The 13,463-nt window shown below is 42.9% G+C and carries 9 protein-coding genes; 5 read left to right on the plus strand and 4 right to left on the minus strand.

What is annotated here, in order from left to right:
* Positions 1-186: 186 nt before the first annotated feature.
* Positions 187-1,080 carry a LysR family transcriptional regulator gene (locus tag CRJ00_RS11010; protein ID WP_099366919.1) on the minus strand — a complete coding sequence of 298 codons (894 nt, stop codon included), beginning with the start codon at positions 1,078-1,080 and terminating at the stop codon, positions 187-189.
* Between the two features lie 75 nt (positions 1,081-1,155).
* Here CRJ00_RS11010 and hutH point away from each other — a divergent pair, with 75 nt between their 5' ends.
* From hutH to CRJ00_RS11035, 5 genes are read left to right on the plus strand one after another with little or no spacing between them, the layout of a single operon-like run.
* A complete protein-coding gene (hutH, locus tag CRJ00_RS11015) occupies positions 1,156-2,727 on the plus strand; it encodes a histidine ammonia-lyase (RefSeq protein WP_180268480.1) in 1,572 nt (523 codons plus the stop codon).
* 2 nt (positions 2,728-2,729) lie between these two features.
* Positions 2,730-3,989 (plus strand): imidazolonepropionase, encoded by a 1,260-nt coding sequence (hutI, locus tag CRJ00_RS11020; protein WP_099366921.1) that lies wholly within the window; start codon positions 2,730-2,732, stop codon positions 3,987-3,989.
* Between the two features lie 12 nt (positions 3,990-4,001).
* Entirely contained in the window at positions 4,002-6,005 is a 2,004-nt protein-coding gene (locus CRJ00_RS11025; RefSeq protein ID WP_099366922.1) for a urocanate hydratase, read from the plus strand.
* A gap of 7 nt (positions 6,006-6,012) precedes the next feature.
* The gene (gene hutG / locus CRJ00_RS11030) at positions 6,013-6,999 is read left to right on the plus strand and encodes a formimidoylglutamase (protein WP_099366923.1); all 987 of its coding nucleotides are present in this window, start codon (positions 6,013-6,015) and stop codon (positions 6,997-6,999) included.
* A gap of 33 nt (positions 7,000-7,032) precedes the next feature.
* Positions 7,033-7,911: a pirin family protein gene (locus CRJ00_RS11035; RefSeq protein ID WP_099366924.1), complete on the plus strand. Its 879-nt coding sequence runs from the start codon at positions 7,033-7,035 to the stop codon at positions 7,909-7,911.
* Between the two features lie 251 nt (positions 7,912-8,162).
* On the opposite strand, the gene CRJ00_RS11040 is transcribed toward CRJ00_RS11035, so the two are convergent.
* The 3 genes from CRJ00_RS11040 to CRJ00_RS11050 all read right to left on the minus strand — a co-directional run bounded on the left by CRJ00_RS11040 (position 8,163) and on the right by CRJ00_RS11050 (position 13,450).
* Positions 8,163-9,131 carry a sulfurtransferase gene (locus CRJ00_RS11040; RefSeq protein ID WP_180268481.1) on the minus strand — a complete coding sequence of 323 codons (969 nt, stop codon included), beginning with the start codon at positions 9,129-9,131 and terminating at the stop codon, positions 8,163-8,165.
* Between the two features lie 119 nt (positions 9,132-9,250).
* The gene (rpsA, locus tag CRJ00_RS11045; RefSeq protein WP_099366926.1) at positions 9,251-11,185 is read right to left on the minus strand and encodes a 30S ribosomal protein S1; all 1,935 of its coding nucleotides are present in this window, start codon (positions 11,183-11,185) and stop codon (positions 9,251-9,253) included.
* 111 nt (positions 11,186-11,296) lie between these two features.
* Positions 11,297-13,450: an ATP-binding protein gene (locus tag CRJ00_RS11050; RefSeq protein ID WP_099366927.1), complete on the minus strand. Its 2,154-nt coding sequence runs from the start codon at positions 13,448-13,450 to the stop codon at positions 11,297-11,299.
* Between the last annotated feature and the right edge of the window lie 13 nt (positions 13,451-13,463).

Below are 13,463 nucleotides of genomic sequence, written 5' to 3' on the forward strand. Positions count from 1 at the left end.
AGCAATCTTTGGCCTTTGTCATCCTGAGTGGTCTCTGTCATCCTGAGTGGTCTCTGTCATCCTGAGCGAAGTCGAAGGATCTGTACGGGTACCACATGTAGATGCTTCGACTGCGCTCAGCATGACATGAAGGAAGATTGCTTCCTCGTGCCTCCTCGCAATGACGCATTATTCCCATCAACGCCCTCACTTTATCATCTTCTTCACAATATCCAACAACAACCCCAATCCCGGATTCCTATTCTCCTCGTTCCATACCAGCGACAGTGTCGTCCGTTGTGGAAGATGGCTCAAATCCAAAAAATCAACATGCGTATGATACCCCTTTTTCAAGGAAGAAGGCACGATCGCCACGCCCAATCCCTGACTTACCAGATTAAAAATACTCAACGCATTCACCGTCTTCAACGTCACATGCGGCTCAAAACCATGGTCATAAAAAATACTCATCACCAAATTATAATACGAACTACTATAATCCTTCGAAAACAGTATAAAAGATTCCTTCTGATAATCCAAAATATCCACCTTTTTAATGTTCTTATTCTTCGCATCCTTCGGAACCACCAAACTAAAATGATCCGTCAACACCGGAATCGATTTTAATGGCGGAAAAGCTTTTTCCATCCGAACAAAACCAAAATCCAATTCATTCTTCAACAACATCTCCAATTGAAACTCATTGGACAACTCATTCAAGGTAATATCAATCAACGGTTGTTCATGCTTTAGGCTAACCAATAATTCTGGCAACACAGTCTGCACCGCCGATCCGATAAATCCCAATTTCAAGGAAGTAAGCTTCCCTTCCTCAATCTTTTCCACCTGTTCCTTGATCTTCCCCAACTGGTTGAACAGCAGGTCCACCTCCATCTGCAGGTATTGACCTGCAGGCGTTAGAGAAACCTTCCGCTTATCCCTTTCAAACAATTGAGCCTGATAATAATCCTCCAATTGCTTGATCTGCCTCGATAATCCAGGTTGCGCAATAAACAAACGTTCTGCTGCACGCCTAAAATGCAGTTCCTCCGCCAAAACCTTAAAATAATGCAGATGTCTCAGTTCTATTTGATAATTCATAGTTATCAATTGATGAAAAAATTGGTATTACTAATTATCAAATATAGGGGCTAAATTTGGTATACACAGATAATTATGATGAAAATATTTAAATACGGTGAAGATTTTTTGAGCAGTTCCCAAGCTGTCGCTATTGCAAAAGGAGATTTAAAAGGTGAATTGAGCGAGGAAAGCAAAGCAAAAGTAAACCAAAGTGCCCAATATGTACAGGATATTGTTGATGCCGGAAAAGTGGTTTATGGTATCAATACAGGATTTGGTCCATTGTGTACTACCCTGATTGGTGCTCAAGATACCCGTAAATTACAAGAGAACATCCTGATGAGCCATGCCGTAGGTGTGGGTGAGGCCATCGATAAAGAATTGAGTAAATTAATGTTGATCCTGAAAGTACAAGCTTTGGCAAAAGGGTTTTCAGGGGTTCAATACAGCACCATCGAAAGGATCATCTGGCACATCCAAGAGGATGTGATCCCTGTGGTTCCAAAACAAGGTTCAGTAGGTGCATCGGGCGATTTAGCGCCTTTGTCCCACTTGTTCCTTCCTTTGATTGGTTATGGAAAAGTTTGGCAGGATGGAAAAGAGGTTCCTACTGCTGAGGTATTGAAGAAACATAACCTATCCCCGGTAGCTCTTGGAGCTAAAGAAGGATTGGCCTTGATCAATGGTACCCAGTTTATGGCAGCCCATGGCGTTAAAGCCGTGGTAGAAATGAACCGTTTGATGAACAATGCCGATCTGATCGCGACCCTGATGATCGAAGGATTGAACGGTTCCATCAAACCTTTCTATACCGAATTACATCAATTAAGACCGTATAAGGGAAATAGCTTTGTAGCTGCTACAGTTTTTAATCTCTTAAAAGGTTCCGATATTCTTGAATCACATAAAAATTGTTCCCGCGTTCAGGATCCATATTCCTTACGTTGTATCCCACAGGTTCATGGCGCATCCCGCAATGCCTGGTTACACTTCAAGGAGATCATTGAAACGGAGATCAATGCTGTAACAGATAATCCAATCATCATCAACAATGAATTGACCATTTCTGGAGGTTCTTTCCATGGTCAACCGATCGCTCTTCCGTTAGATTACGCGACCTTGGCCGTTTCTGAATTGGGAAATATCTCCGATCGCCGGGTTTATCTTTCTTTGGAAGGGGAGACCAATGGCGTTCCAAAATTATTGATGAAAAGCACTGGATTGAACTCTGGTTTTATGATCCTGCAATACAGTACAGCAGCAATCGCTTCTGAAAATAAAGGATTATGTTTCCCGGCAAGTGCCGATAGCATCCCAACTTCATTGGGGCAAGAGGATCACGTGAGCATGGGTTCGATTTCCGGAAGGAAATTATTACAGGTGTTGGATAATGTGGATAAGATCTTAAGTATCGAGCTATTATGTGCTGCTCAAGCGAAGGATTACCATGCACCGTTGAAATCTACGGCGGTAGTGGAAGCCATCCATCAACATGTGCGTAAAAGCATCCCGCATATCGAAGAGGACCAACCTATGACCGATATCCTAGATGCGGCTTTAGCATTGGTGAAATCGGGTGAATTGGTGGAGTTGGCCAAAGAGGTTTCCGAGAAGGAAGGTGTGCCTTATTTCGGTACAGGAGTAGAATATTTCGAAAACTATTAAGCATGAACAAAGCACTCACGTTAATAGGACCCTTCAGGCAATTGGTTAGTATGGCCAACCTGCCGATGAAAGGGGCGTTAAAAGATAGCCAATTACAGATCCAGGAAAATGCAGGAATCCTGCTGGAAGGGGATAAAATAAAGGCTATTTCAAATTTCAATGATTTAAAGACCCAATATGGCCAGGAAGCAAACTTGATCCTTTTACAAGGTGACCAGGTGGTTCTTCCAGGTTATATCGATTGCCATACCCATATCGCTTTTGGCGGAAACCGGGCCAATGATTTTGCCATGCGCAATGCTGGTAGTTCTTATCTGGAAATAGCGGAAGCCGGCGGTGGGATTTGGAGCACGGTTAAACATACCAGAGCCTTGACGGAGGAAGAATTGACCGAGGTGATACTGAAACACGCAGATGCCTTATTGGAGCAAGGGATTACCACCATCGAGGTGAAAAGTGGGTATGGATTGAATGTGGCAGAGGAATTGAAAACCCTTCGCGCTATCAAAAAGGCGAATGAAAGCAGTAAAGCAGAATTGATCAGTACCTGTTTGGCTGCACACATGTGTCCGAAGGATTATGAGGGAAGTCCGGAATCGTATCTGGAATGGATCGCAGAAGAATTATTCCCAGTCCTAAAAGCGGAAGGATTGACCAATAGGATTGATGCCTTCGTCGAAAAAAGTGCGTTTACCGCAGAACAGACCAAGCCGTATTTCGAAAAGGCAAAAAGTATGGGCTTTGATATTACGGTACATGCCGATCAGTTCAGCACCTCCGGTTCGGCTTTGGCCGTTGAGGTTGATGCGGTTTCGGCCGATCACTTAGAAGCTTCTACTGAAGAAGAAATCCAAGCCTTGGCAAATTCCAATGTGGTGGCTGTTGCACTGCCAGCTGCATCCTTGGGAATTGGTTGTGCTTTCACACCAGCCCGAAAATTATTGGATGCCGGCGCATGTTTGGCCATCGCCACGGACTGGAATCCAGGATCAGCACCGATGGGGAAATTGATCGAAAGTGCCAGCATTTTGGCGTCCATGGAAAAACTGAGCAATACCGAAGTATTTGCCGGTATAACTTTCCGCGCAGCCAAAGCATTGAACTTAAAAGATAGAGCCATCTTGAAAGCTGGAGCTTTAGCCGACTTTATCATCTATGAAACAGCTAATTATCAGAATATCACCTACCTGCAGGGTTCTTTAAAACCTGCACGGGTATGGAAATCCGGAATGGAAGTATTCCGTAAAGGCGAAAACCTTTAATACTAAAGAACAATGAATTTTCAAGAAACCATTATACAAGGCATTCCGAAAGAATTGCCTGCAAAAACCAAACTTGATCCAAGTGTAAGCCATGCTCCTAAGCGCAAGGCCATATTAAATAAAGAAGAGGAGAAATTGGCGCTACGTAATGCACTGCGTTATTTTCCGAAAGAATGGCATGCCGAATTAGCAGCGGAGTTCTTGGAAGAACTTCGTGAATATGGACGAATCTATATGTATAGGTTCAGACCTACTTACGAAATGTATGCACGTGGTATTGAAGAATACCCTGCAAAAAGCCAACAGGCTGCAGCTATAATGCTGATGATCCAGAACAACCTGGATCCTGCCGTGGCACAACACCCGCATGAATTGATCACCTACGGGGGTAATGGTGCAGTGTTCCAGAACTGGGCACAATACTTAGTGACGATGAAATATCTTGCGGAAATGACCAATGAGCAGACCCTACACATGTACAGTGGTCATCCGATGGGCTTATTCCCTTCTTCCGCTCATGCGCCAAGAGTCGTGGTAACTAATGGGATGATGATCCCCAATTACTCCAAACCGGATGATTGGGAAAGGTTCAATGCCCTAGGGGTCACCCAATATGGGCAGATGACCGCAGGATCCTATATGTATATTGGTCCGCAGGGTATCGTGCATGGCACAACGATCACGGTCATGAATGCTTTTAGAAAACACCTGAAAGAAGGCGAAAGTATTGAAGGGAAAGTATTCCTTACATCAGGATTAGGCGGAATGAGTGGTGCTCAGCCGAAAGCAGGTAATATAGCAGGTTGTATTACGGTATGTGCTGAAGTAAACCCTGCCGCAGCGACCAAACGCCATGAACAAGGATGGGTAGATGTGTTGGTCGACAACATGCCTGATTTGATCGATCGCGTGAGAACAGCCATGAAAAACAAGGAATTGGTTTCCATTGCCTATATCGGCAACATCGTGGATGTATGGGAGCAATTCTATGAGGAAGATATTTTTATAACCGTGGGATCAGACCAGACCTCCTTGCACAACCCTTGGTCTGGCGGATACTATCCGGCAGATATCAGTTTTGAAGAAGCCAATGAACTGATTGCCCACCATCCGGAACGTTTTGCCCAGGAAGTGCAAAAAACTTTGGTAAGGCATGCGAATGCAGTGAATAAACATGTTGCGCGCGGGACATATTTCTTTGACTATGGTAATGCCTTCCTTTTGGAGTGCAGCCGTGCCGGAGCTGATGTATTTGCTGCAGATGGGGTGAATTTTAAATATCCTTCCTATGTGCAGGATATCCTAGGCCCAATGTGTTTCGACTATGGTTTCGGACCGTTCCGTTGGGTTTGTACCTCCGGAAAACCAGAAGACCTACGTTTAACAGATCAGATTGCTCTGGAAGTGATGAAAGAGATCCAAGTGGATGCACCTACAGAGATCTACCAACAAATGGCAGATAACATCAAATGGATCGAAGAAGCAGAGAAAAACAAGTTGGTCGTAGGTTCTCAGGCAAGGATCCTCTATGCAGATGCTTTGGGAAGAATGCGCATTGCAGAAGCCTTTAATAAGGCTGTGGAAGAGGGTAGACTTTCCGCGCCTGTGGTTCTCGCCAGGGATCACCACGATGTAAGTGGTACGGATTCTCCATACCGCGAGACCAGCAATATCTATGATGGCAGTAAATTCACAGCCGATATGGCCATCCATAACGTGATTGGTGATAGCTTCCGCGGAGCCACTTGGGTATCCATCCATAATGGTGGTGGCGTAGGTTGGGGCGAAGTAATCAACGGTGGTTTTGGGATGTTGTTGGATGGTAGCCCGGAAGCCGATCAGAAATTGAAACAGATGTTGTTCTTTGATGTGAACAATGGTATTGCCCGCAGAGCTTGGGCAAGGAACAAAGAAGCTCAACAAGCTATTGAAACCGAACTTAAACGTACTTCTACACTACAGGTAACACCTGCCATTTTAGTGGAAGAAGATATAATTTCTAACCTTTTAGACTGATAATATTATGGAGGCATTAGTACAAGTTTATTACCAACCCGTAGACAGAAATCTTTGGACAGGAAGAATTGATGGGACAGATGAATCATTTTTGCGTTGGCATCAGAAAATAGAACTAATAGATCTGAATGATCAACCTCCATTAAAAGGTAAAATTGTTTTTTTGGGTTTTGTCTGTGATGAGGGCGTTCATAGGAATCAAGGTCGGGTAGGGGCCAAGGAGGCTCCTGAAGCCCTACGGAAATCCATAGCCAATCTCCCGGTTCACTTTGATGGCAAGACCAAATTACTGGATGCCGGAAATGTAGTCTGTGTTGGGGAGGAACTGGAAGAAGCGCAACAAGAACTAGCAAACAGGGTAACACAGATCGTGAAAGCTGGTGGTTTTCCAATTTTATTGGGAGGAGGCCATGAGATCACCTATGGACATTTTAAAGGATTACAAGCTGCTAAATCAGGAAAGATTGGCATCATCAATATCGATGCCCATCTCGATATCCGCGCAACGGCAGACGGAAGGGCAAATTCAGGTACTGGATTTTACCAGATTGCAGAGGAAGCTAAACAGAACAATAGCGCATTCCGCTATATGGCCATCGGTATTCAGGATATCAGCAATACCAAAGCCCTGTTCGATTATGCAGATTCAATGGGTACTAAAATCGTGAAGGCAGAGAATATCCATCACGAACAGATCGATCCGATCATTCAGGAAATATTTGAATTTGCGAACGCTGTAGATCATGTCTATCTAACTATTGATATGGATGTATTCTCACCGGCATTTGCGCCCGGTGTGAGTGCATGCTCCTTTCAAGGAATCATGCCTACACACGGCTTCTACCGCATTTTTGAAACCATCATGAACTTGGACAATCTGCGTAGTATGGATGTGGCAGAACTGAATCCTTTGTACGATATTGATAACCGTACAGCCCGTTTGGCAGCCAATCTTATTTTCAAAGCTGTACAGAATCTATCTTCAAATGCTTAAATTAGTTAAGTATTTAAAAAAATAGGGAGAGACATGTCAAATATTGATTTCATAAAAGAAGAAACCGCTGCGGATATTGGGAATTTTATGGTGGGAAGGTTATTGCCTTTCCGTCAGAAAAGAAGTATTGGTCCTTTTGTATTTATTGATCATATGGGGCCAGCTTGTTTGGCGGATCATGAAAACCTGGATGTTGGTCCTCATCCGCATATTGGCTTATCCACGTTGACCTATCTTTTCGAAGGGTCTATTTTCCATCGGGATAGTATTGGTTCGGCGATGGAGATCAAACCTGGTGCGGTGAATTGGATGACCGCCGGAAAAGGGGTAGTCCATTCGGAAAGAACGCCTGAGTATCTGCGGACGAAGGATAAGTTTTTGCAAGGCTTGCAGATTTGGGTTGCTTTGCCGAAGGAATTGGAGTTTCAAGAACCAGAATTCCATCATGTGGAAGCGTCAGATATTCCTGCTTGGGAAGAAGATGGTGTAAGTTATAAATTGATTGCAGGGGAAGCTTTTGGGAAGAAATCGCCAGTTCCGGTACATAGTAAATTGTACATGATGGAGATCAAAGCGAGTAAAGATGCGTTGATTGATATCCGGGGCGAGCTTTATGGCGAGAGTGGTTTGTATATTTTGGAAGGGGAGATTTCCAGTAATGGCCATGATTATGCGCCTAAGCATATTTTGATTACGAAGGATGCGCATTTATGTTCTTTTGAGATGAAGGCTGGGACGACGGTGTATATTTTTGGTGGGGAGCCTTTTCCGGAAGAAAGATTTATTTATTGGAATTTTGTAGCGACTTCAAGGGAGATTATTGAGGAAGCGAAAGATAAATGGCGGAAGCATGAGTTTCCGAAAGTTCCTGGGGATGATGGATATGTTCCCTTGCCGGAAGCTAGGAAGTAGGGGGTACTTGACATTGAGACGCCTTTTGGCGTCATTGCGAGGAGCTACTGCGTCATTGCGAGGAGGTACGACGAAGCAATCTTTGGACTATGTCATGGGACTATGTCATTCTGAGCGCAGTCGAAGGATCTGTACAGGTCCAAATGTAGATGCTTCGACTTCGCTCAGCATGACATGAAGGAAGATTGCTTCGTTCCTCGCAATGACGTAGGTCTCGCAATGACGGGTATAGCTTCTCGCAATGACGATAATTACCGTTCTATCTGCGTATCCTCCCGCGCTCCCCATTCGCTCCAAGACCCATCATACACCGCCACATTCCTGCTCCCCAAATGATAAGCGGCCAAGGCCAATATCGCTGCCGATACCCCAGATCCACAAGTGAATATATTCCTATTTCCTATAGGCTTATTTCCAATCGGCTTACTATCATCATCCAAAACATTTTCCGACATCAATTTCTCTTCCGAAACCATCGTCCCTTCCAACCCCAATTTCCCTTCCAACCCCAAATTCCCATCCGAAACCAACTTCCCTTCAAAAATCCTACTCAACTCCTCATCCACCTTATAATCAATCCCATCCAGCACCCGATCAAAAGGAATATTCTTAGACCCTGGAATATGCCCCGATTTTAAGCCCGCTCTTGGCTCCGGCGAAGTTCCATGAAACCTTCCCTCACTTCTCGCATCAACGATCATCTGACCATCCTTTCCCAACCTCTCCATCAAATCCTCCGTTCCTATCATCCAATCCTTATCCTCCCTAGCCACAAAATCACCTTCCAAACCAGCAACCTCCCTATAAGCATCCACAATCGGCAATCCAGCAGCCTTCCAAGCTGGCAATCCTCCACGCAAGACATATACCTCTTCAACGCCCATCAATTTAAACATCCACCACGCCCTAGGACTGGAATAAATCCCCCAACGATCATAAACAATAACCTTATCCCCTTGATTTATCCCCAACTTCCTCGCTTCCCTTTCAAATATGGCAGCATCCACCATCGTATGCGGATAAACACTTCCATGATCTGAAAAACTTCCCTCTATATCAAAGAACAAACTCCCAGGAATCAGTTCCAACCGATCCCGATCCATTTTCTCATTAACCTTATCAATGGTCGCATCCAATAGCACCACCTGATCATCATTAATCATCTGCAAGGCAACATCCGTACTGATCAGTGGGCTTTCACGCCTATCCATCTTTTCCATAATCATTCCTTAAAAACATTCAAATCCTACATTTCCTTTCATAAAGCTAAGGAAATATAAGGCATAAAAAAAGCCCCGAATCTTACATTCGGGGCTTTGGATTATGTTTTAAAATCTAATTATTTAGATTTTTTTTCATCATCTTCCATTTGCTCTTTCAATTGAGCTAGAACGTCAAGATCACCTAAAGTAGATTTCTCTACAGAATCTTTAACTTTCTTCACTGCTGCGTTAGCAGTTTTAGCTTCTTTTTTACGAGCATTGAATTCCTCGATACGAGCTTCAGCTTTAGCATCTTCCCAGATACGAGAGTGAGAAATCACTAGACGTTTGTTCTCTTTGTTGAATTCGATGATTTTGAATTCAGCAACTTCGTCAACTTTCAATGAAGAACCATCTTCTTTTACAGAATGTTTGTTAGGGCAGAAACCTTCAACACCATATTGTAAAGCTACGATATCTCCTTTGTCACCAACTTTGATTACAGTACCTTCGTGAACAGAACCTTCAGTGAAGATCGTTTCGAAAGTATCCCAAGGGTTTTCCTCTAATTGTTTGTGACCTAAAGAAAGCTTGCGGTTTTCTTCGTCTAATTCCAATACCACTACATCTAATTTCTCACCAACTTTAGTGAATTCATTAGGGTGGTTAACTTTCTTAGACCAAGAAAGATCAGAAATGTGGATCAAACCATCGATTCCGTCTTCTAACTCAACGAATACACCGAAGTTAGTCATGTTTTTAACAACTGCTGATTGTTTAGAACCTACTGGGTAACGCTCAGTGATGTTTTGCCATGGATCTGGAGTTAATTGTTTGATACCTAAGCTCATCTTACGATCGTCACGATCTAATGTTAAGATTTCCGCTTCGATTTCATCACCTACTTTCAAGAACTCTTGAGGAGAACGTAGGTTTTGAGACCAAGACATTTCAGATACGTGGATTAATCCTTCAACACCAGGGATGATTTCTAAGAAAGCACCGTAGTCAGCTACAGTAACGATCTTACCTTTCACTTTAGAACCGATTTCTAATCCTTTGTCTAAAGATTCCCAAGGGTGCTCTGATAATTGTTTTAAGCCTAATGCAATACGTTTTTTCTCGTCATCAAAGTCAAGAACTACAACGTTGATAGTTTGGTCTAATGCCAATACCTCTTTTGGATGCTCGATACGGCCCCAAGAGATATCTGTAATGTGAAGTAATCCGTCAACACCACCCAAGTCGATGAACACACCGAAATCTGTAATGTTTTTAACAGTACCTTCCAATACTTGACCTTTTTCCAATTTCGCAACGATCTCTGATTTTTGGTTTTCCAAATCGTCTTCGATCAATACTTTATGCGATACGACTACGTTTTTGAATTCGTGGTTGATTTTTACCACTTTGAATTCCATAGTTTTACCTACGTATACGTCGTAATCACGGATAGGTTTGATGTCAATTTGAGAACCTGGTAAGAATGCCTCAACACCTTTGATGTCTACGATCAAACCACCTTTAGTACGTGATTTAACGAAACCATCAATGATTTTGTCATTTTCCAATGCATTGTTGATCTCTTCCCAAGATTTTTGTGTTTTAGCACGTTTGCGGGATAATACCAATTGACCGTTTGCATCTTCTTGAGATTCAACGAATACATCAACAGTATCACCTACTTTTAAGTCAGGTAAGTCACGGAACTCAGATAATGCTACTAGACCGTCTGATTTGAAACCGATGTTTAAAACAACATCTTTGTTGTTGATTGATACAACAACACCTTCAATAATTTCACCTTGATTGATTTGGTTAAATGTTCCAGCATATTCCTCTTCCAATTTAACACGCTCAGCATCGCTATAGTTACCGAATGCTTTCTCATCAAGATCCCAGTCGAAGTCTCCTTGTGGAGTACTCCAAGTGTTCGATTTGATCTCATCGATCAAATTTGAATCTGCCTCAGACTCAATCTTTTCAGTGTCCTTCACAACTTTTGTGTCAGCACCTTGTAGCTCTGCGTTTTTCGCCGCTAACTCTTTTTCTGCTTCTTGTTTTTTTGCCATTAATTAATTTTCTCCTTTTCCCTACGTGGTAGGGACTGCAAAGATACGAAAAAAGTTTATTTACAAGAGTTTAGATGAAAAAAAGTTTAGCCCATCAGAAGTCCTTGGATTTTACTCCTGATCGTCGAATATCGGATAGATGGTTTTCAGGATAATTTCCGTTAGTTTTTTCTCGTTGAACGGCTTGATCAATATACCGTCGAATCGAACGCCTCTTTCCTTTTCCAGTCGTTTAACTTGGTCATTATCAGAGGATGTGGCTATTATTTTCACTTGGTCAAAGGCCGGGTTGATGCGTAGTTTCAGGAGCAGTTCATCCCCCGTCATCACCGGCATATTGATATCGGTAATGATCACATCTATTTTTTCGCGGTCCATGATCTCCACTGCTTCCTTACCGTTCGTTGCCGTAAATACTTGCTTATGTAACGAAAAGAACTGTCGTAAATAGAGCAGATTCAAAGCGTTATCATCAACAATCAGCCAGCTGATGTTTTTTGGTAGGTCGTTTACCCGATTTGCCTCGATATTGTTCTTCCGGCGGTACCTTGGTGCTGGAACAGGGATCTCCACAATAAAAGTGGTACCCGCGCCAGAAGCAGTTTTGAACCCGATCTTGCCTTCCAGCATGTTCACGATATTTTTAGTGATGTAAAGGCCTAAGCCAACCCCACTATCCACCTTGGTGGATTTATTCACCGTATAGTATTTCTTGAAGATGTTCTTCTTCAGGTTATCGGGTATCCCTTGTCCCTGATCGGATACTTTGATCAACAACATGCCATTATCATTGATGTAGATACTGGTCCGAACTACCCCTTTGGAAGAATATTTAATCGCATTGCTCACCAGGTTATGTAAGATCTGCCGAACCTTGACTTCATCGGTATAGATCACCGTAGGTGCGTCGGGCTGTACATGGTAATCTAAGGTAATGTTCTTTAACGCTGCCTGGTTCTGATGGCCTTCGATCACTTCCATAACCAATTCTTTGAAATCAAAGAAGCTCGGTTCTATCGCGTCATGCTGATCGATCTTGCTTAGGTTCAATATATCATTGATGGTTTTGGAAGTCATGGTGATATTGGAATAGGCCGATTCCAACAACAGGATATCCTTCGGCTGATAGAGGTCTTTTCTACTCTTCAACAGATCCACAATACCGATCAAGGAATTTAATGGAGTTCTGATCTCATGGGTGATCTCTGCGAGGATGTCTGTCTTCTGTTCTGCCAATTTGGAGGCGTACACTTTTTCCTCCATCAGCTTCCTTTCGTAGTAGGCTGAGAAAAATTGGTAGTAGATCAGGATACAGATAATGATGAATACAAAGGTTAGGGAGATGATGATCTGCCACCTGAACGTCTCTGTACTGGAGATCAAAGAGATCAGGTCACGATCGGTTTTTTCCTTTTGTATCTGAAAGCGTTCATTATGGATGATCCGAACCAATTGGTTGGCACTTTGCAATAAGGTGAAATTATCCGCTAGCAAAGCCCTTTCATTCTTCCGCAACCGGTTCAGGGTTTCCTGCAGTTCATTTAATTTGGTACGGGTAAAGGTATTGTTATCTTCCAGGATCTCGACCAAAGTCTCCTGCAGCTGCAAACGTTCTGTTTCGTAAGTTTCATAGGCCTCGACGTTGATAGTATCCTGTTTTTTCTGGAATATACGTTGCAATAGGGGTTTTCTATCCAAAAGGATCTGCCTATTGCTCAAGGTTTTCTCGCTACTGAAAATACTATCCTTCTCAATTTTCGGAAGTGGCAGATCAAACATGGAGTCCTTGGATGTTTCTTGATGGAAATTCCGTAGGGTCTCTGAGGCCAGGATCATGGAGTCCAGTTTTGCGTTCAGGGATTTATATTTCGGAATGAGATCCAGCACCTCCCGATTGGATTTTGGTTGATCATCATACCACAGGTCGGTCAATTCCTTGATATTGATCAGGGAATCAACAGATTTCTTAAGGTGGACCAGCTTGTTCTTGTAGTTTTCATAATCCTCACTGCTATAGGTGATGGAGAACTCCCGGAAATCATGTTCCGCTTCGTTGAAAACATCCAATAAATCGGAGAAGTCATTTTTATCGCTATTGATGGAAACGTAAATGGATTTGATCCTGTTCTGAATGGATTTATATTGGATAAACGAAAATATAAATACGATAACGAAGGTAATGAAAAGGATGATGATGGAAAATAATAGGATATTACGGACATTTCTGTTCCGCTTAGAGCTCTTCAATAAAGTCTTATCTTCCATATTCGACACAAAG

It is taken from the genome of Sphingobacterium sp. 1.A.4, from assembly GCF_002734245.1.
Lineage (GTDB): Bacteria > Bacteroidota > Bacteroidia > Sphingobacteriales > Sphingobacteriaceae > Sphingobacterium > Sphingobacterium tenebrionis.

Coding starts and splice junctions, on each gene's coding strand:
- CRJ00_RS11010 (WP_099366919.1), bottom strand. CDS start 1,080: ATGAATTATCAAATAGAACTGAGACATCTGCATTATTTTAAGGTTTTG.
- hutH (WP_180268480.1), top strand. CDS start 1,156: ATGATGAAAATATTTAAATACGGTGAAGATTTTTTGAGCAGTTCCCAA.
- hutI (WP_099366921.1), top strand. CDS start 2,730: ATGAACAAAGCACTCACGTTAATAGGACCCTTCAGGCAATTGGTTAGT.
- CRJ00_RS11025 (WP_099366922.1), top strand. CDS start 4,002: ATGAATTTTCAAGAAACCATTATACAAGGCATTCCGAAAGAATTGCCT.
- hutG (WP_099366923.1), top strand. CDS start 6,013: ATGGAGGCATTAGTACAAGTTTATTACCAACCCGTAGACAGAAATCTT.
- CRJ00_RS11035 (WP_099366924.1), top strand. CDS start 7,033: ATGTCAAATATTGATTTCATAAAAGAAGAAACCGCTGCGGATATTGGG.
- CRJ00_RS11040 (WP_180268481.1), bottom strand. CDS start 9,131: ATGGAAAAGATGGATAGGCGTGAAAGCCCACTGATCAGTACGGATGTT.
- rpsA (WP_099366926.1), bottom strand. CDS start 11,185: ATGGCAAAAAAACAAGAAGCAGAAAAAGAGTTAGCGGCGAAAAACGCA.
- CRJ00_RS11050 (WP_099366927.1), bottom strand. CDS start 13,450: ATGGAAGATAAGACTTTATTGAAGAGCTCTAAGCGGAACAGAAATGTC.